Raw genomic sequence first — 18,072 nt, forward strand, 5'->3', positions numbered from 1 at the left:
ACATTGTCTATGCTGTCCAAAAGGGTAGGTGGCCTATCGTACAGGTATCCTGGGGCGCACCCGGGCCGGGGTAGGTCGTAGGCGGGCAGCCGAGACGGGGGCATCATCATGACAGCAGCGGGATTTGACGGCGTGTATCGTTCGAGCACGTCTTTTTACGGGGACAAACCGTCTCCGTCCTTGGTCCAGTATCTGGAAAAATATCATGTGGCGGGCGGCGGAGCCGGCCTGGATCTGGGCTGTGGCCAGGGCCGCAACGCCTTGTATCTGGCTCAGCGGGGTTTCGCGATGACGGCGGTGGACGGCTCCGCGGAGGCGATCGCGAGCCTGGGCGAGGCGGCGGACGAGCGCAGGCTGAACGTGAGCGGCAGGGTGGCGGACCTGGCTGGCCTGGAACTAGAGCCAGCGCGCTATCGCTTGATCGTCGCAAATACTTCGCTGGATCACCTGGGCATGGACGAGGGCGAGGCGCTGGCGCGTCAGATGTCCGCCGCGTTGGAGCCGGGCGGTTATCTGTTCGTGTCGGTGTTCATGGTTGATGATCCGGGCTGCGACGCCGGGGGCCGGGTGGCCAGCGAGACGGCCTCCTACGTCAAGCATTACTACCAGCCGGGAGAGTTGCGCGGTCAATTCTCGACGTTGAGCCTGCTGGCCTATCAGGAGGAGTATGCCTTGGACGTCGGCCATGGCCAGCCGCATTACCATGGCATTGCCAGGCTGTTTGCGCGGCGGGATCATTGAGCGCCACATCGCCGACGCGCAGCAGATCGTAAACAGGCTCTTAGAGCCTGTTCAAAGTCTCGCGAGCAAGGGCGAGACAAGGCGGAAACGGCTGAAGAAGCGGAATGTACAGGTGGTACATGAGCATTCTGAAGTCGTTTTCAACGCCGTACCGCTGAAGCGCAGCAGACTTTGAACAGGTTCTCAGGACTCCAGCGCCCGGCGTATCACCCCCTCCTTGTCGGCCGGCTGCCAGCCGGCCGGCTTCAGTACCTTGCCGTCTTCGCGGCGCACAATCTTGCCGTCCACGCATTTACGCATATTGGCGGCGTGGATTTCCCGCGTCATGTCCTCCAGCGGCAGGCCTTGCGACATCAACAGGCCGCTGAGCACATTGAGTACGTCCACGCCTTCAGCCAGCAGTTCCGCCATTCGCCGCGCTCGTTCCGTTTCGTCGCCGTCCTGGCGTTTGTAATCGGCCAGCGCCTGCTGGAATTCCGCCAGTTCTTCGCCCAGCATGGTTTCCCACATCGCCAATTGTTGCGGCTGCCATTGCGGCCGCTGCGGGCTGGGAATGTCGAACTGGCTCATGAAGTGGCGGCGAAGAGTGAAGAAGTTTTCCATGATGTGGGTTCTTTGTGTATTTATAATCCATATATTGTGTTTTATGGGTGGGCGGGATGCAAGCGACGAACAAAATAAAGCCCCGCCGGGGCGGGGCTGGGTCAGGGCGCGGCGGCGTTTACTCCTGGCCGCGCAGCGCGGCCAGCGCGTCAAAATAGTCGGGGAAAGTCTTGGCCACGCACTTGGGATCGTTGATGGTCACGGGGGCGCCCAGCAGCGAAATCAGCGAGAAGCACATCGCCATGCGGTGATCGTCGTAAGTGTCGATTTCGGCGTTCGGCGTCAAGGTGGAAGGCGGGGTGATGCGGATGTAGTCCTGGCCTTCCTCCACCACGGCGCCCACTTTGCGCAGCTCGGCGGCCATCGCGCTCAGGCGGTCGGTTTCCTTGACGCGCCAGCTCTCGATATTGCGCAGCGTGCTGGTGCCGTCGGCGGCCAGCGCCGTCACCGCCAAGGTCATCGCCGCGTCCGGAATGTGGTTGAAGTCGGCGTCTATCGCCTTGAGCGGGAGGCTGGCGCTGGCCTCTATCCAGTTGGGGCCCATGCGGACGTCCGCGCCCATCAAACGCAGCGCGTCGGCGAACTTGACGTCGCCCTGTATGCTGTCCGCGCCCACGCCCTCCACTCGTACCGGGCCGCCCGCCAGCGCGCCGGCGGCGAGGAAGTAGGACGCGCTGGAAGCGTCGCCTTCCACGTGAACTTCGCCCGGAGAAATGTAAGTCTGACCGCCGGGGATGGTGAAGCGCCGCCAGCCGTCGCGCTCAACCCGCACGCCGAAGCGCGCCATCAGGTTGAGGGTGATTTCGATATAAGGCTTGGAGATCAGCTCGCCGCTGACTTCGATGACCGCGGTTTCGCCGGTCAGCGGCAGCGCCATCAGCAAGGCGGTGAGGAACTGGCTGGACACATTGCCCTTGACCGGGATCGGGCGGCCGGCTTCCAGCCGCGCCGGAGCGACAGTCAGCGGCGGGTAGCCGGGCTGGCCCTGGTATTGGATTTGGGCGCCGGCCACGCGCAGCGCGTCCACCAGATCGCCGATCGGCCGCTCGTGCATGCGCGGCACGCCGCTGAGTTGGTAATCGCCCTGCATCAGCGCCAGCGCGGCGGTCAGCGGGCGGAAAGCGGTGCCGGCGTTGCCGAGGAACAGGTCCGCGCTTTTGACCGGAAATTCTCCGTCCACGCCCTGCACGCGGAAATCGCGGCTGTCGCCTATTTGCTCAATCTCAACCCCCAGCAGCTTCAGAGCCGCCAGCATGTGACGGATGTCGTCCGAATCCAGCAGGTCCCGCACCAGGGTGCTGCCGCTGCCCAGCGCGGCCAGCAGCAGAGTGCGGTTGGAGATGCTTTTGGAGCCGGGCAGCTTGATGGCGCCGGACAGGCGTCGGACGGGGGCGAGGTGCAGTTGTTCCATGGCGGTTCGGGATCTTGTGTTCTTTGGGATTGGCGGAGGGCGCCGAGGCGCCCGTCGGACAATGTAACCGCCAGCAAGGTCTTTGCGCAAACCCCGCGTTGCGGCGCGGCGGCGCGGCGCAAGCCGTAGAATCTTGCTGTGCCGGCCCGCGGCTTGAGATAAAATCGCCGGTTTGGCCGGTTGCCCGTCGAGGCGGCCGGCGCGAATTTCTGCAAGGACATTGTCTGTACATGACCGCACCTGTCATCGCCATCGACGGCCCGTCCGCTTCGGGCAAGGGCACCGTCGCCGCCCTGGTCGCCGCGCGGCTGGGTTTTCATTATCTGGATTCGGGCTCGCTCTATCGCCTGCTGGCCTTGTTCGCGCAGCGCCACAATATAGGCTGGGACGACGAGCCGGGCCTGGCCGCGGCCGCCTCCGGGCTGCCGGTGGAGTTCGCCGACGGGGCGGTGTGGCTGGAGAACAACGACGCCAGCGCGGCGATCCGCAGCGAGGAAATCGGCATCGGCGCGTCCAAGGTGGGCGCGCTGCCGGCGGTGCGCGCCGCGCTGTTGCAGCGTCAGCGCGATTTCTGCCAATTACCCGGCCTGGTGACGGACGGCCGCGACATGGGTTCAGTGGTGTTTCCCGCCGCCGCTTTGAAGGTGTTTTTGACCGCCAGCGCCGAAGAGCGAGCCGATCGCCGCTATAAGCAGTTGATCGGCAAGGGAGATTCTGCTAACCTCCCACGGATTCTGCAGGACATTATCGATCGGGACGCGCGCGATGCCGCCCGGCCGGTAGCGCCGCTGCGCCAGGAGCCGGACGCCTTTTTGCTCGACACCACGGAGCTGACCATCGACCAGGCGGTCGCACAGGTTCTGCGTTGGTTCGAGGAAAGACAGGTCTCCGGCCTATGATTTTTTTGTCGGGTGAAAATGCTGCAAAGCAATAAATCCGGTTGTGCAACCCTAACCCGCACGCCGCAAGGCGCGCACCGAGAGTACGCTTGATGACTACCCTCTCCATGGAAAACTTCGCTCAGCTGTTTGAGGAAAGCCTGACCCTTCACGACATGCGCGTGGGCGAGGTGATCACTGCCGAAGTGGTGGCAGTTGATTCCAACTTTGTAACCGTGAACGCAGGCCTCAAGTCCGAGTCCCTGATTCCGGCTGAAGAATTCAAGAACGACCAAGGCGTGGTCGAAGTGGCCATCGGCGACTTCGTGACCGTTGCCATCGACGCGCTGGAAAACGGCTTTGGTGAAACCAAGCTGTCCCGCGAAAAAGCCAAGCGCCTGGCCGCTTGGGTGGAGCTGGAAGAGGCTCTGGAAACCGGCAAGATCCTGTCCGGTCTGATCAGCGGCAAGGTCAAAGGCGGCCTGACCGTTATGGTCAACGGCATCCGCGCCTTCCTGCCGGGTTCCCTGGTTGACGTGCGTCCGGTGAAAGACACCACCCCGTACGAAAACAAACAGATCGAATTCAAGGTCATCAAGCTGGATCGCAAGCGCAACAACGTGGTTGTGTCCCGTCGCTCCGTGCTGGAAGAAACCCTGGGCGAAGAGCGCAAAGCTCTGCTGGAAACCCTGAAAGAGGGCGCCATCATCAAGGGTATCGTCAAGAACATCACCGACTACGGTGCGTTCGTTGACCTGGGCGGCATCGATGGTCTGCTGCACATCACCGACCTGGCATGGCGCCGCGTGAAGCACCCGTCCGAAGTTCTGGCCGTGGGCGACGAAGTGGAAGCCAAGGTACTGAAGTTCGACCAAGAGAAGAACCGCGTATCCCTGGGTCTGAAGCAACTGGGCGAAGATCCGTGGGTGGGCCTGTCCCGCCGCTACCCGTCCGGCACCCGTCTGTTCGGCAAGGTGACCAACCTGACCGACTACGGCGCGTTCGTGGAAATCGAACAAGGCATCGAAGGCCTGGTGCACGTGTCCGAAATGGACTGGACCAACAAGAACGTACACCCGTCCAAGGTTGTTCAGGTTGGCGACGAAGTGGAAGTCATGATCCTGGAAATCGACGAAGACCGTCGTCGTATCTCCCTGGGCATGAAGCAGTGCCTGGCCAACCCGTGGAACGAGTTTGCCGACAACTTCCACAAAGGCGACAAGCTGAAGGGCGCGATCAAGTCCATCACCGACTTCGGCGTGTTCGTTGGCCTGCCGGGCGGCATCGACGGCCTGGTTCACCTGTCCGACCTGTCTTGGAACGAAGCCGGCGAAGAAGCTGTGCGCAAGTTCAAGAAGGGCGACGAGGTTGAAGCCGTTGTTCTGTCCATCGACGTTGAAAAAGAACGCATCTCCCTGGGCATCAAGCAGATGGAAGGCGATCCGTTCAACAACTTCGTTGCGATGAACGACAAAGGCGCTCTGGTTAAGGGCACCGTGAAGTCCGTTGACGCCAAAGGCGCCGTCGTGACTCTGGACACCGATGTTGAAGGCTACCTGCGCGCTTCCGAACTGTCCCGCGACCGCGTGGAAGACGCTCGCTCCGTTCTGAAGGACGGCGAGGAATTGGAAGCCGTGATCATTGCCGTGGACCGCAAGTCCCGCAATATCAGCCTGTCCATCAAGGCTAAAGACGCTCAGGAAGACAACGTTGCTCTGAAGAGCCTGTCTGTTGACAGCGCTTCCGCTGGCACCACCAATCTGGGTGCCCTGCTGAAGGCAAAACTGTCCGGCTCCAACGAGTAATTGAGACATGACCAAATCTGAGCTGATCGCTAGGCTGTCGGAACGACTCGCCGAGCGCAATTCTCAGTTGGTCTACAAAGACGCTGAGTTGGCCGTCAAAACCATTTTGGATGCGATGGCCAATAACCTGGCGCAGGGAAACCGGATTGAAATCCGCGGTTTCGGCAGTTTCGATTTGAACTACCGTCCGCCGCGGATTGGCCGCAACCCCAAGTCGGGCACCAGCGTCTCGGTTCCTGAGAAATATGTGCCGCATTTCAAGGCGGGCAAAGAATTACGCGAACGCGTCGACCTGTCCCTGTTGGAGCAGAGCGAAGCCTAGGCGTATGAGCCCTGTCTAGCGAATCCGAAGCGCCGCTTTTTGCGGCGCTTTTTCTTTGCGCGGCGGAAATTCCAGAATTCCAGCTTGGGTTGCGCCGGGCTATCGTTTAAACTTGCACTCCGGCAAACAAATCGAGCGAGATCATGCGTTACCTGCTTCGTATCGTTGAATTGGCCCTGTTGGTATTCCTGATCGCGGTCACCGTGCAAAACAGCCATGCGGTTGAATTCAAATTGTTCTTCGGCCAGTCGTGGTCCGCGCCGCTGATCGTGTTTCTGCTGTTGTTTTTCGTGGTTGGCGCCCTGGTGGGTCTGCTCGCCACGCTCGGCTATTATCTGCGCAGCCGGAAAGAGCTTTCTCAATTGAAAAAAGAATTACGCAACCGCCCCCCCGCCAGCAAGGTGATTAGCGACCCCAGCGACGCGATCGCCGATTAAGCCTAGCGCGAGCGGCGGAGCGAGCCGGCGCCGCGTTTAGGCGCCGCTGTGATTCCATCCGCCGTTCTTGATGATGCCGCCCGGGAGCGGCTGTTGTTGTTTGTCCGGAAAGGATTGCTGTTGGAACTGGATTTGTGGTGGTTGCTATTGTTTCCGGCCTTTTTCGGCCTGGGTTGGTTTGCCGCGCGAGTGGACATGCGCACGGTGCTGAAACAGGCGAAAGCAGTGCCGACCGGCTTTTTCCGCGGCCTGGACGCGCTGGTGGAGGACAAGACCGATATCGCCGCCTCGGCCTTGGCCGAAGTGGCTCGCCAGCAAGGGTCGGCGCTGGAGTTGCAGCACACCTTGGGCAAACTGTATCGCAAGCGCGGCGAGAACGACCGCGCCATCCGCCTGCATCAGCGCATGCTGGACGCGCCGGATCTCCCGGCCGAGCACCGCGACGCGGTGCGCTTCGAACTGGCCCAGGATTTCCGTAAAGCGGGCCTGGTGGACCGGGCGGAAGAAATATTGATCAAGCTGCAGGACGGCAATATGGGCCTGGCGGCGCGGCGCCAGCTGCTGGACATCTACCAGCAGGACCGCGATTGGCACAAGGCCATCGCCACCGCCAAGGAGTTGCGCAGCGACGCGCACTCCTTCCAGCATGAAGTGGCGCAGTTCTATTGCGAGCTGGCTCAGGGCGAACTGTACAAATCCAATAGCGAACAAGCGCGCCACTATGTGGAAGAAGCATTCGCCGCCAACCGCAAGTGCGTGCGCGCCAGCCTGATCCTGGGCGACATCGAGTTCGCCGGAGGCCATGTGGAAGCGGCGATCGCGGCCTGGCAGAACATCGAGAAACAGAACTACGAATACCTGTCGATGGCCGCCGAGCGCTTGTTCGACGCTTACGAGGGAATGGACAAGCCGCTGGAAGGCATCGCGCTGCTGCGCGGCTATCAGAAAACCTTCCCGCAACTGGAACTGACCGATCTGCTGTATCAGAAGATCGCCACCTACGAAGGCGAGGAAAAAGCGCTGGAAGTGGCGCGAGAGGGTGTGCACGCCCGCCCCAGCCTCTCCGGCGTGTACCGGCTGATCGAGGCGCAGATGGACGAATTGAGCCCGGAAGGGCGGATGGACGCGGAAGTGGCGCGCGCGCTGGTGCTCAAGCACGCGCAGCGTCTGAGCGTGCATCGCTGCAAATGCTGCAACTTTCGCTCGCGCGCCTTCTTCTGGCATTGCCCGGCCTGCGGCGAGTGGGAGGGCTTTACCGCCAACCGGACGGAATCGCAGTAATAGAACAGAGCTTAAGATTAAGCAGCCGCCCTGAGCGGCTGCGCTGATTTGAATACAGGCCGCCGGCAGCTTCCGGCGGCAAGAATGGAGCAAGCATGAACCCTTTGATAGCAGCCGACGCGGTTCGGCCGACTTCGCCCGTGCTCGTGGCCCTGGACTTTGCCGACGCGGATAGCGCCTTGCGCTTCGCCAGCCGGCTGGACCCGAGCGAGTGCCGGCTCAAGGTAGGCAAGGAGTTGTTCACGTCCTCCGGCCGCAGCCTGGTGGAGAGCCTGGTGGCCAGGGGGTTTCAGGTGTTCCTGGATTTGAAGTTCCATGATATTCCCAACACCGTGGCCCATGCCTGCAAGGCGGCGGCGGAAGCCGGCGTCTGGATGGTCAATGTGCACGCCTCCGGCGGCCGCCGCATGATGGAAGCGGCGCGCGAAGCGCTGGCGCCGTACAGCCAACGGCCGCTGCTGATCGCGGTGACGGTGCTGACCAGCATGGAAGCCGCCGATCTGGCCGAAATCGGCATCGCCGCCTCCCCGCAAGAGCATGTGTTGCGGCTGGCGACGCTGACCCGCGACTGCGGCCTGGACGGCGTGGTGTGCTCGGCTCAAGAAGCCGGAGAGCTGAAAGCCGCGCTGGGCAGCGACTTCAAACTGGTGACGCCGGGCATTCGCCTGGCGGACAGCGTAGCCGACGATCAGCGCCGGGTGATGACCCCGACGACCGCGTTGGCGGCGGGTTCCGACTATCTTGTGATAGGCCGGCCCATCACCCGCGCCGCCGATCCGCTGGCCGTGTTGCGCGCCATCAATCAAGACATTCAGCACTATCAGGCTCAATAAAATATGAAAATCACAGTTATCGGTACGGGGTATGTCGGTTTGGTGACCGGCACGTGTCTGGCGGAAACCGGCTATCACGTGTGCTGCCTGGACGTGGATCCCAATAAGATCGCCATCCTGAAGCAGGGCGGCATTCCGATTTTCGAACCTGGCCTTGAAGACATGGTGCGGCGCAACGTCGCCGCCGGCCGGCTCAGTTTCACCACCGACATTGCCGAGTCGGTGGCCTTCGGCGACGTGCAGTTCATCGCCGTCGGCACCCCGCCGGACGAGGATGGTTCCGCGGACTTGCAATACGTGCTGGCCGCCGCGCGCAATATCGGCCGTCACATGACGGACTACAAAGTCATCGTCGACAAGTCCACCGTACCGGTGGGCACCGCGGACCTGGTCAAGGCCGCGGTGGCGGAAACCCTGGCCGAGCGCGGCGAAGCGCTGGAGTTCAGCGTGGTGTCCAACCCGGAGTTCCTGAAGGAAGGCGCGGCCATAGACGACTTCATGCGTCCGGACCGCGTGGTGATCGGCGTAGACGACGAACGCGCGGCGGCGATGATGCGCCGGCTGTACGCGCCGTTCCAGCGCAATCACGAACGCGTGTTGCTGATGGATGTGCGCTCCGCCGAACTGACCAAGTACGCGGCCAACGCCATGCTGGCGACGCGCATCTCCTTTATGAACGAGCTGGCCAATCTGGCCGAGAGCCTGGGCGCCGACATCGAGCAGGTGCGGCTGGGAATGGGCTCCGATCCGCGCATCGGCTACCACTTCCTGTATCCGGGCGTGGGCTACGGCGGCTCTTGCTTCCCCAAGGACGTCAAGGCCCTGGTGCAGACCGCCAAGGAAAACGGCCACGAACTGCGGGTGCTGACCGCGGTGGAAGAGGCCAACGATTGCCAGAAGCTGCGCTTGGTGGACAAGGTGCTGGTGCGTTTTGGCCAAGACCTGTCCGGCCGCCGTTTCGCGATGTGGGGCCTGGCCTTCAAGCCCAACACCGACGATATGCGCGAAGCGCCCAGCCGCGTAATCGCCGCGGAACTGAGCCGCCGCGGCGCGGAAGTGGTTGCCTTCGACCCGGTGGCCACCCACGAAGCGCAGCGCGTGATGGGCGACATCTCCGGTCTGAGCTTCGCCGGCGACATGATGGCGGCGCTGCAGCAGGCGGACGCCTTGTTGATCGTCACCGAATGGAAGATGTTCCGCGCGCCGGACCTGGATGCCGTCAAGCGGGCGCTGAAGCAGCCCTTGGTGTTCGACGGCCGCAATATGTACGATCCGGCCTGGATGCGCGAGCAGGGCTTCGATTACTTCGCGATCGGCCGCTGAGGATTGTCATGGGCCTGATGCAAGACCTGGGGCTGGACAGCTCCAAACTGGCCGCCGAACTGGCGCAAGCGAAAGTCCTGGTGGTGGGCGATGTGATGCTGGACCGTTATTGGTTTGGCGACGCCACCCGAATTTCGCCGGAAGCGCCGGTGCCGGTGGCCAAGATCGAGCGCATTGAAGAGCGAGCCGGCGGCGCCGCCAACGTGGCGCGCAATATTGCGGGCTTGGGCGGCCAAGCCACCCTGTTGTCGGTGGTGGGCGACGACGAGGCGGCCTCGGCGCTGGAGCGTCTGCTGGCGGCGGACGGCATCGCCACCTCGCTGAAGCGCGATCCCAGCATCGCCACCACCATCAAGTTGCGCGTGGTGGCAAGGCAGCAACAGCTGATCCGCCTTGATTTCGAGGACGCGCCCAGTCACGAGATTCTGGCGGGCAAGCTGGAAGAGTACCAGCAGATCCTGACCAGCCACGATGTGGTGATTCTGTCAGACTACGGCAAGGGCGGCCTGACTCACGTCAGTAAGATGATTGAGCTGGCGCGCCAGGCCGGCAAACCGGTGTTGATCGACCCCAAGGGCGACGACTACAGCAAATACGCAGGCGCCACGCTGCTGACGCCGAACCGCAGCGAATTCCGCCAGGTGGCCGGCCGCTGGGCGTCGGAGAGCGAGTTGACCGCCAAGGCGCAGGCCCTGCGCGCGGCCTTGTCGCTGGACGCCTTGCTGGTAACGCGCAGCGAGGAGGGCATGACCTTGTTCCGCGACGAGGGCGTGGTGCATCAGCCCACCTTCGCGCGCGAGGTTTACGATGTGTCCGGCGCCGGCGACACCGTGATCGGCACGCTGGGCCTGGGGCTGGCCGCCGGCCAGCCGCTGCCGGTGGCGATGAGTCTCGCCAACGCCGCCGCCGGCGTGGTGGTGGGTAAGCTGGGCACCGCGGTGTGCAGCCAGCGCGAACTTTTCGCCGTGTGATCCCGTCCAGTCAGGCTGGATCCTGAAGGAGAACACATGCAGCACTATACCGATGCCATCTTGGCGTTCTGGTTTGGCGGCGGCGACGACAGTTTCCTGTCGGTGCCGCGCAGCGCCTGGTTCAAGAAGGATGAAGTGTTCGACGGCATTATCCGCGAACGCTTCCTGGACGCGTGGCGACAGGCGCGCGCCGGGGAATTGCCGGCGGAGGCCGGCGACGCTCGCCGCGGTTTGGCCTGGCTGATTCTGACCGATCAATTCCCGCGCAATCTGTTCCGCGGCTCGGCCGAGGCCTTCGCCACCGACGGCCAGGCGCTGGCGCTGGCGCGCGAGATGGTGGCGCGCGGCCTCGACCGGCAACTGCCGCATCTCGCCCGCACCTTCGTCTATCTGCCGTTCGAGCACAGCGAGTCGCTGGCGGATCAGGACGAAGCCGTGCGCTTGTTTGAAACCATGGCCGAGGACGCGGCCATGGCGAGTTTTATCGATTACGCGCACCGCCACCGGGACGTGATCGTCCGCTTCGGACGCTTCCCGCATCGCAACGCCGCGCTGGCCCGCACTAGCACGCCGGAAGAGCTAGCCTATCTAGCCGAGCCCGGCGCCGGTTTTTAAACGCGCAGCAATATTCTCGCGCCGTCGGCGATGGCCGGCGGCGGAAAGGCAAAACATGACTATCGTCGTCACCGGCGCCGCCGGTTTTATTGGTTCCAACCTGGTCAAGGCGTTGAACGAGCGCGGCGTCACCGACATCATCGCCGTGGACAATCTGTCCAGCGGCGACAAGTTCCGCAATCTGGTGGATTGCGAAATCGCCCACTATATGGACAAGCACGACTTCCTGGCCTTGCTGCTGGAAGGCGAGTTCGAGGGCGAGCTGTCCGCCATCCTGCACCAGGGCGCGTGTTCCGACACCATGAACCACGACGGCAAGTACATGATGGACAACAACTATCAGTACACGCTGGCCTTGTTCGACTACTGTCAGCACGAGGAAATCCAGTTCCTCTACGCCTCCAGCGCGGCCACTTACGGCAAGGGCACCGTGTTCAAGGAGGAGCGCCAGTACGAAGGCCCGCTCAATGTCTACGGTTACTCCAAATTTCTGTTCGACCAAGTGCTGCGCCAACGCATGAAGGAAGGCTTGAGCGCGCAGGCGGTGGGTTTCCGTTATTTCAACGTCTACGGCCCGCGTGAGCAGCACAAGGGCCGCATGGCCTCGGTGGCCTTCCACCATTTCAACCAGTACCGCGAGCATGGCAAGGTCAAGCTGTTCGGCGGCTGGGACGGTTGGGGCAATGGCATGCAGAGCCGCGATTTCGTGTCGGTGGAGGACGTGGCCAAGATCAACCTCTACTTCCTGGACCACCCGGAAAAGAGCGGCATCTTCAACCTGGGCTCCGGGCGCTCGCAGCCGTTCAACGACGTTGCCGTGGCCACCGTCAACGCCTGCCGTCGCCATGACGGCCAGCCGGCGCTGAGCCTGGACGAGATGGCGGCTCAGGGCATTGTCGAATACGTGGATTTTCCCGACGCGCTCAAGGGCAAGTATCAGAGCTTTACCCAGGCGGACATCGGCAAGCTGCGCAGCGCCGGCTACGACGCCGAACTGTTTAGCGTCGAGCAGGGCGTGGACCGTTATGTGGACTGGCTGATCAAGCAATGACGCTGCGGGTCCGGCAGGCGGCGCGGCTGTTGATGCTGGATCCGGCGGGCAGGGTGCTGTTATTCCCCTGCCCGCCGGCGAGACAGGTCGAATACGGGTCGCGCCGGGAGGCGAGATCGAGAACGGCGAAAGCCTGGCAGATGCTGTTCGCCGCGAAGGCCGGGAGGAGACCGGCTATCACATCGACGATCCCTGCCCGCTCTTGGTCGTTGGGGGGGGCAAGCGACTTGAGCGCGTCCGGCGCCTGGTATTTTCCGGAGTTGTTGCGGCAAGCTTGAGCCGGGCCGCGTGTTGCCCGGTGCAAGACCGTTGTCGCCTAATTTGTTTTGATCGAGCTTAAATATATAAACAGCCGCCTGTCATTTTTGACGGGCGGCTGTTTTGTTTTGGGCGGCGGCTGGCAAGGTTTTGTTGATTTGGTTATTTTCAAGTCAATGATTTTGCTTAAATTTTAATATTTTCATCACTAATGGATAAACCAAGAACAGCTTAGTTATAGACCAAAAATCCCGAGAATGACAAATAAATTAATTTTTGAGATGGCCGGAGCCGAGTGCTATCTAAAGAAGCAGGCCTGCTCGCCGAGAACGGATCACGGGCAGGCCGCGAGCTAAGAACCTGTTCAAAGCCCGGTGAGCCGCAGTAAGACGAGGCGCGTTCATCGCCGGAGATTTCGCCAAACACAGCAGGCACGCGACAGGCTCTTAAGGTTCCGATCAATCGCAAGCGCCGCATCGGCTGCCTTGCATCGTAGAAAGTCGAAAACCATGGGCGATCTCAAAGATCTCAAGGACGCTGAAACCAAGCTGCTGCTGACCGCAAACGATGGCTCCACCGTGACCATCCATTTTGTCGGCGTGCCTGCGGCAACCGGCGCGATTGTCAATTACGTGACCAATACCGCCAACCAGCCGAAGAAATTCGGCAATCATATTTATGTATGGGAAAGCACCAGCAATATCGTGCCTTGGGCCAAGTCGCCGACGGGCGACACCGCCATCGACACCGACAGCTCCACCAGCACCCAATTCGTCGATTTCGCCTTTGAGGACAAGGGCTACATCCTGGGTTACGCCGTGGCCGCCACGCCCAACGCGGTGTGCTCCACCATTTATGTGCCGCAAGGCTCGCTGGATAGTCCGCAGGACTGGCAGTACGCCAACAATTCGGTAAAAACGCTCTATGTCGGCACCAACCTGGTGCAGGCGCAATACCAAGTGCTGCAATCTTACGACGCGGTGAGCAATAAAAACTGGTTGGGGCTGTGGCAGGGTTCCACCGTGCCTTATAGCGGCGATCCGCTGAAGAAAGTCAGCGTCACCCAGGGCGGCGACAGCGGCAGCGTGATTTTCAGCAACGTCAAACTGACCATCAATACCACCTATTCGATCGGCTACTTCATGGTGGATCAGGTGTCCGGCCGCACCTCGCTGGCCGCCACTTCCACCTTCACCGTCGGCAAGGCCTGAACCGCCCGCGCTTGAAGCGGCCGGCGCGCGTGGGATGTCCGGAGCGCGCTGGCCGATGGCGGCTTTTCCCGATTAACCACCGTTCAGGGCCCCATGTCGAATTTGCTGCTGCTGAGCAATGACGGCGGCCGCCAGGTCTTCGTCACCGTGGTGGGCGTGCCGATGCCGGACGGCGTGCTGGCCAACTACATCACCAATACCGCCAATCAGCCGCAGACCTTCGACAACCGCTTGTACGCCTGGGAGAGCAGCGCGAATCAGGTGCCGTGGGACAAGGCGCCGGCCGGGCAGGCCGCTTTGCTGAGCGATAGTTCCACTTCCACCCGCGTGCTGAATTTTGATTACGAGCTCAAGGGCTATGTCATCGCCTACGCGGTGGCGGGCGCGCCGCAGGCGGTGTGTTCCAGCGTCTACTTGCCCGCCGGCGAGCAGGACAATCCGCAGGCCTGGACCTATGACAGCGTGTCGCTGCAGACGGTGTACGTGGACAGCAATGTATTGCAACTCAAGTACAAGGTGCTGACGGCTTATCAGCCGAAAGCCGCCGGCAACTGGGTGGGCATCTGGCAGGGCTCCACCGTGCCTTACAGCGGCGATCCTATCCGCAGCCTGCCGGTGCCGCGCGACGACGACTCCGGCTACCTGGCGATGGATGGCCTGAAACTGACTATCAACACCAGTTATGCGGTCGGCTATTTCATGCAGGCGCTGCCGCAGGGGCGTACCTCGCTGGCCGCGACGACGACGTTCACGATAGGCGCTTATCAAGGAGAAAAGACATGATCGCATTCGAGCGCCTGGCGGGTAGCCGGCTGTATATCGATCAGGCAAACCAGGACGGCGCCGGCTGGTGGGCCTGGCTGCTGGCCGCCGGCGCGCAGGCGCCGGCCGGCCCGGTGCCCTTGACGGAGGCGTTGGAGAATGCGGATTTGGCCGGCAGCTTTGTCTACTGCGCCGCCGCGCCGGATCTGAGCGGCGACAAGGCCGCCGCCTTCGTCGCGGCGCTGGATGCGGTTTTGCTCACCATTATCGGCGGCCGCGCCTTGCTGTGGTTGCCGCGGGCTGAGCAGGCACCGGAGGCGAAGGAAAAGGGGTGGGTCTTGTCCTTCTCCGCTTCCGGTGGCGGCTGGCGCACCAGCAATGGACTGGACTTGAGCCTGACCGGCGGCGCCGGCATCGGCGTCGCCATCGCCTCCGGCGCGGCGCTGACCGTGGCCGAGTCCGGCGATGCGCTGACGCTGACCGGCCGCAGCTCGCCGGCGGCCACCTTGAGCGGCGGCATGGCGCCGGCTTTGTATCAGGACGATTACAGCGCCAGCCTGGCGTTTGCCGGCGCGGCGCTGGGTAGTTGGAGGTTTGGCTTCAAGACCGCACGCCTGGCTTTGGCGCGCAACTTCGCCTGCGGCTTCCAATTGCTGGTGCCCAATCCGGCGGCGAACCGCGCCGGCTCGGACCAGCCGGTGAAGGACTTGAGCGCTTATCTGCCGCTGGTGAACGGCGGCGAGCCTAATCCCACCGACCTGTTCGCTTTCACCGCGCAATTCAACCCGGTCAATCCCAACAATGCCTTGCCGGCGACGCCCACCGTATTTTGGTTCGCCGCCGGGGCCAGCCTGGATCTGGTGTCTTACTACCGCACCGTCTACGGCATGACGGTGGCTCTGCGTCCGGTGCTGGACGCGGCGGCGGGGCGGCCGGCGGGCCTGGTGGTCAATCCCGGCTCCGGCAGGACGCCGCTGTACCTGGGTTACAGCTTTGCGCCGGTGGGGGATTTCGAGCTGAGGGTGGAGGGCGTGGACGACGGCCAGCCGCAGCAATTGCTGGCCGGCCTGTCCGGTTCGGAGAACATCGGCTTTGTCAGCGGCGGCGCGTATTTGCGCGCCAGCGGCGGGCAGCCGGCCTATGCGCCGGTTTTCCCCCTGGAGCCCAGCTCGCCGGTGGGGCCGCCATTGGACCCGTTGGCCTTGTTGCTGAATCGGGACTTCCGCACCTCATGGTGCACGGTGACGGCCAAGGGCGAGGGCGCCAGCGCTCACTACGCGGCCGCGCCCAAGGGCGCCGATCTGTTCGGCCTGCCGGACGCCGCCAAAGCGGACGGCGGCGATCTGCTGCAACCCAAAGACCCCGGCTTGGCCTTGCCCAACAGCGGGGAACTGAGCTTCCCCTTGCTGCCGTTCGCGGCGTTTCGTTCCGGGGCCGGCGACCAGGACTTGCTGGCCGGCCAGATGGAGTTGCTGGAGAGCCAGATCGTCAGTCCCACTCGGCGCAATCGCATCAACGCCGCCTCCGCCCAGGCGTCGCGCTCGGCGCGCGCCAGCCTGGGCCTGGACTTGGCGCGCAACGTCGCCGGCTATAACGCGGCCACGCCGGCAGGCTTCATCGCCCGCGTCGCGGAGCGGGGCTGGAGCCGTCTGCTGTTGGCCCAGATCATGACGGGCGGGCAGCCGCAGTGGCAGCTGGGGTTTACCGCGCCGTCCAGCGCCTTGCAGGCGGCGTTTCAGACCGACAACCTGTTTCTGCCGGTGGCCAATCCCCTCCAGTTGGGCGTTGAGGCCAGCGGCGTGATGCCTGAGGATCCGCCGGCCAGCCCGTCGCGCTTCTACAACCAGCTGGAGATCGATCGCTGGCGCTTCAAGGCTGCGATGGGCAAGGGCAACCGCTACGGCGACTATCGCAATGTAATGGTGGTCAAGGGCGTGCCCGGCAGCCTGCTGGAGCTGGTGACCCGGCCGACGCAATGGACGCAGAAGAATCTGTTCGCCGCGCCGCTGGGGCCGGATGGAATGCCGGACGCGTCGCAGTTGACCCCGCTGGCCGATTGGCTGAGCGCATACTTCGCCAGCGCGCTGAGCCAGCAGGACAACCCCTATTTCCAGAACTTCTGCCGCATCATCCGGGATCCTAACTGGCAGGGTGTTTTGCTGCTGAGGGTGGATATTGAGAAAGTGCCGGCGGAGTTGCTGGGTTTGTTGGCGGGGGTGACTCAGCCAGAAGCCTTCGCCGCCCATCATATCGGCATCGAACTGAGCCAGATCGACGGCAAGACCGTGACCCAGACCGACTCCAGCTCTTTGTTCGGGCTGATCTACTACCTGGATCCGGACTACGAGGACGAGCCGCAGGCGCATGCGATTCCGCCGCAGGACGCGGACGCCACCTATGAATTCCGCCTGCTGACCTTGAAGGCTTTGTTTCAGAATACCGCGGTGCAGCGTTTTGAAAGCGTGGCCCAAGTGGTGCTGAATCAATTGTTCGGCAGCCGGGTGGACCGCATGGTCGAGGATCAGGGACAGGCCAATATCTACAACGCCGTGTTGCTGGAAGGCGGTTTCCAGACCAACGGCGGCGCGCCGGTGTACTCCTTGTCCTCCGCCCAGCCGGCCTTGTTCAAGCTGCGCAACAATGTGCTCACCAGTGTGGAGATCGCCACGGCGGCCTTGTCCACGCGTGACGAAGGCGCTGGCGGCAGCGCGGTGTCCTGGCTGAACATGTCCGGTTTCATGCAGTTCGCCGTGCTCAAGGACGAGGCGGGGGAACTGCCGCCTTTCGATCTGTTTTCCTTCGGCGCCGACGGTGATGAGCCCGTGGCCGGCCAAGGCTTGCGTTTCAGCGGCCTGGGCCTGCGCATCGCCTTCCCGCTGAGCGGTCCGGACAGCGGGCCCACCGTGATCGCCATGCTGGAAAACGAGCTGTCCTTCAATCCGGCGGCCAGCCGCTCGCGAGCGCAGGGTCTGTATCGCGATTTCCAGCTGGAATTGAACGGCCTCTTGTCCGGCGCGGCCGACAGCACGCCGGCGGCCAAGGGGTTTTTGGCGGTGGCGACCAGCTATGGCCTGCAAGGCGTGGCCGAACGCGCCTGGCACGGCCTGTCGCTGCGGGTCAACCTGGGCACCCTGGGCGCGCTGGCGTCCAAGGTCAATCTCAACACCACCTTGTTGCTGGCCTGGGCCGACGATAGCGGCGCGGCCGACGGCGACGCCGGTTACCAGGCTCATGTCGGCATGGCCCTGCCGGGCGCGGGGCCGGGCGGCGAGCTGTTCAGCCTGCAAACCGTGATCAAGCTGTCCATCGGCGCGATCCGGCTCTTGTACAACGCCGAGCAGAAAGGCTATCTCTTGCTGCTCAACGAGATCGCGCTCAAGTTCCTCGGCTTGCTGCGCATTCCGCCCAACGGCGCCACCTCGTTCTTTCTGTTCGGCAACCCCGATGCGGAGACGCCCACCGGCCTGGGATGGTACGCGATTTACAATCAGGACCAACCGTCTCCCGCCGCCGCCCCCGATGCCGATCCGACGGCGCTTACCCACCTGTCTCAATCTTGAAGGACGGCGC

The 18,072-nt window shown here is 63.0% G+C and carries 17 protein-coding genes; 15 read left to right on the forward strand and 2 right to left on the reverse strand.

The window, feature by feature from the left end:
* Nucleotides 1-108 precede the first annotated feature (108 nt).
* On the forward strand, nt 109-741 hold the full coding sequence (locus B0T39_RS04870; RefSeq protein ID WP_081545065.1) for a class I SAM-dependent methyltransferase: 633 nt from the start codon (nt 109-111) through the stop codon (nt 739-741).
* Nucleotides 742-924: 183 nt separating this feature from the next.
* Here B0T39_RS04870 and B0T39_RS04875 read toward each other — a convergent pair whose 3' ends face one another.
* Together B0T39_RS04875 and aroA are read right to left on the reverse strand one after the other, a co-directional pair.
* Nucleotides 925-1,344 (reverse strand): nucleoside triphosphate pyrophosphohydrolase family protein, encoded by a 420-nt coding sequence (locus tag B0T39_RS04875; RefSeq protein ID WP_081545066.1) that lies wholly within the window; start codon nt 1,342-1,344, stop codon nt 925-927.
* 118 nt (nt 1,345-1,462) lie between these two features.
* Entirely contained in the window at nt 1,463-2,755 is a 1,293-nt protein-coding gene (gene aroA / locus B0T39_RS04880; protein WP_081545067.1) for a 3-phosphoshikimate 1-carboxyvinyltransferase, read from the reverse strand.
* A 230-nt stretch (nt 2,756-2,985) separates the two neighbouring features.
* On the opposite strand from aroA, the gene cmk reads away from it, so the two are divergent.
* The 14 genes from cmk to B0T39_RS04950 all read left to right on the forward strand — a co-directional run bounded on the left by cmk (nt 2,986) and on the right by B0T39_RS04950 (nt 18,062).
* A complete protein-coding gene (cmk, locus tag B0T39_RS04885; RefSeq protein WP_081545068.1) occupies nt 2,986-3,654 on the forward strand; it encodes a (d)CMP kinase in 669 nt (222 codons plus the stop codon).
* Nucleotides 3,655-3,746: 92 nt separating this feature from the next.
* Complete coding sequence (gene rpsA, locus B0T39_RS04890; protein WP_141111089.1) at nt 3,747-5,438, forward strand: 30S ribosomal protein S1; 1,692 nt, start codon at nt 3,747-3,749, stop codon at nt 5,436-5,438.
* Between the two features lie 7 nt (nt 5,439-5,445).
* Nucleotides 5,446-5,760, forward strand: a complete 315-nt coding sequence (locus B0T39_RS04895; protein ID WP_019104286.1) for an integration host factor subunit beta — start codon at nt 5,446-5,448, stop codon at nt 5,758-5,760.
* Nucleotides 5,761-5,903: 143 nt separating this feature from the next.
* Nucleotides 5,904-6,197: a LapA family protein gene (locus B0T39_RS04900; RefSeq protein WP_019104285.1), complete on the forward strand. Its 294-nt coding sequence runs from the start codon at nt 5,904-5,906 to the stop codon at nt 6,195-6,197.
* Between the two features lie 120 nt (nt 6,198-6,317).
* Entirely contained in the window at nt 6,318-7,478 is a 1,161-nt protein-coding gene (gene lapB / locus B0T39_RS04905; protein ID WP_176219483.1) for a lipopolysaccharide assembly protein LapB, read from the forward strand.
* Nucleotides 7,479-7,573: 95 nt separating this feature from the next.
* The gene (gene pyrF, locus B0T39_RS04910; protein ID WP_081545071.1) at nt 7,574-8,311 is read left to right on the forward strand and encodes an orotidine-5'-phosphate decarboxylase; all 738 of its coding nucleotides are present in this window, start codon (nt 7,574-7,576) and stop codon (nt 8,309-8,311) included.
* A 3-nt stretch (nt 8,312-8,314) separates the two neighbouring features.
* Nucleotides 8,315-9,634 (forward strand): UDP-glucose dehydrogenase family protein, encoded by a 1,320-nt coding sequence (locus B0T39_RS04915; protein WP_081545072.1) that lies wholly within the window; start codon nt 8,315-8,317, stop codon nt 9,632-9,634.
* 8 nt (nt 9,635-9,642) lie between these two features.
* The gene (gene rfaE1, locus B0T39_RS04920; RefSeq protein WP_081545073.1) at nt 9,643-10,605 is read left to right on the forward strand and encodes a D-glycero-beta-D-manno-heptose-7-phosphate kinase; all 963 of its coding nucleotides are present in this window, start codon (nt 9,643-9,645) and stop codon (nt 10,603-10,605) included.
* A 36-nt stretch (nt 10,606-10,641) separates the two neighbouring features.
* Nucleotides 10,642-11,220 (forward strand): DUF924 family protein, encoded by a 579-nt coding sequence (locus tag B0T39_RS04925; RefSeq protein WP_081545074.1) that lies wholly within the window; start codon nt 10,642-10,644, stop codon nt 11,218-11,220.
* 55 nt (nt 11,221-11,275) lie between these two features.
* A complete protein-coding gene (gene rfaD / locus B0T39_RS04930) occupies nt 11,276-12,271 on the forward strand; it encodes an ADP-glyceromanno-heptose 6-epimerase (RefSeq protein WP_081545075.1) in 996 nt (331 codons plus the stop codon).
* A 133-nt stretch (nt 12,272-12,404) separates the two neighbouring features.
* Nucleotides 12,405-12,611 carry a hypothetical protein gene (locus B0T39_RS26455; RefSeq protein WP_368651270.1) on the forward strand — a complete coding sequence of 69 codons (207 nt, stop codon included), beginning with the start codon at nt 12,405-12,407 and terminating at the stop codon, nt 12,609-12,611.
* 427 nt (nt 12,612-13,038) lie between these two features.
* The gene (locus B0T39_RS04940; RefSeq protein WP_081545076.1) at nt 13,039-13,740 is read left to right on the forward strand and encodes a hypothetical protein; all 702 of its coding nucleotides are present in this window, start codon (nt 13,039-13,041) and stop codon (nt 13,738-13,740) included.
* Nucleotides 13,741-13,833: 93 nt separating this feature from the next.
* The gene (locus B0T39_RS04945) at nt 13,834-14,523 is read left to right on the forward strand and encodes a hypothetical protein (RefSeq protein ID WP_081545077.1); all 690 of its coding nucleotides are present in this window, start codon (nt 13,834-13,836) and stop codon (nt 14,521-14,523) included.
* Complete coding sequence (locus tag B0T39_RS04950; RefSeq protein ID WP_081545078.1) at nt 14,520-18,062, forward strand: hypothetical protein; 3,543 nt, start codon at nt 14,520-14,522, stop codon at nt 18,060-18,062. Before B0T39_RS04945 ends, B0T39_RS04950 begins: the two co-directional genes overlap by 4 nt.
* Nucleotides 18,063-18,072 lie beyond the last annotated feature (10 nt).

This window comes from Chromobacterium haemolyticum, from assembly GCF_002081825.1.
GTDB classification, from domain to species: Bacteria; Pseudomonadota; Gammaproteobacteria; order Burkholderiales; family Chromobacteriaceae; genus Chromobacterium; species Chromobacterium fluminis.

Bases quoted from the DNA above. Each gene is read 5' to 3' on its own strand.
- rpsA (WP_141111089.1), top strand. From the start codon at position 3,747: ATGACTACCCTCTCCATGGAAAACTTCGCTCAGCTGTTTGAGGAAAGC.
- B0T39_RS04895 (WP_019104286.1), top strand. From the start codon at position 5,446: ATGACCAAATCTGAGCTGATCGCTAGGCTGTCGGAACGACTCGCCGAG.
- B0T39_RS04940 (WP_081545076.1), top strand. From the start codon at position 13,039: ATGGGCGATCTCAAAGATCTCAAGGACGCTGAAACCAAGCTGCTGCTG.
- B0T39_RS04900 (WP_019104285.1), top strand. From the start codon at position 5,904: ATGCGTTACCTGCTTCGTATCGTTGAATTGGCCCTGTTGGTATTCCTG.
- B0T39_RS04925 (WP_081545074.1), top strand. From the start codon at position 10,642: ATGCAGCACTATACCGATGCCATCTTGGCGTTCTGGTTTGGCGGCGGC.
- aroA (WP_081545067.1), bottom strand. From the start codon at position 2,755: ATGGAACAACTGCACCTCGCCCCCGTCCGACGCCTGTCCGGCGCCATC.
- pyrF (WP_081545071.1), top strand. From the start codon at position 7,574: ATGAACCCTTTGATAGCAGCCGACGCGGTTCGGCCGACTTCGCCCGTG.
- rfaE1 (WP_081545073.1), top strand. From the start codon at position 9,643: ATGGGCCTGATGCAAGACCTGGGGCTGGACAGCTCCAAACTGGCCGCC.
- cmk (WP_081545068.1), top strand. From the start codon at position 2,986: ATGACCGCACCTGTCATCGCCATCGACGGCCCGTCCGCTTCGGGCAAG.
- rfaD (WP_081545075.1), top strand. From the start codon at position 11,276: ATGACTATCGTCGTCACCGGCGCCGCCGGTTTTATTGGTTCCAACCTG.
- B0T39_RS04870 (WP_081545065.1), top strand. From the start codon at position 109: ATGACAGCAGCGGGATTTGACGGCGTGTATCGTTCGAGCACGTCTTTT.
- B0T39_RS04875 (WP_081545066.1), bottom strand. From the start codon at position 1,344: ATGGAAAACTTCTTCACTCTTCGCCGCCACTTCATGAGCCAGTTCGAC.
- B0T39_RS04915 (WP_081545072.1), top strand. From the start codon at position 8,315: ATGAAAATCACAGTTATCGGTACGGGGTATGTCGGTTTGGTGACCGGC.
- B0T39_RS04950 (WP_081545078.1), top strand. From the start codon at position 14,520: ATGATCGCATTCGAGCGCCTGGCGGGTAGCCGGCTGTATATCGATCAG.
- B0T39_RS04945 (WP_081545077.1), top strand. From the start codon at position 13,834: ATGTCGAATTTGCTGCTGCTGAGCAATGACGGCGGCCGCCAGGTCTTC.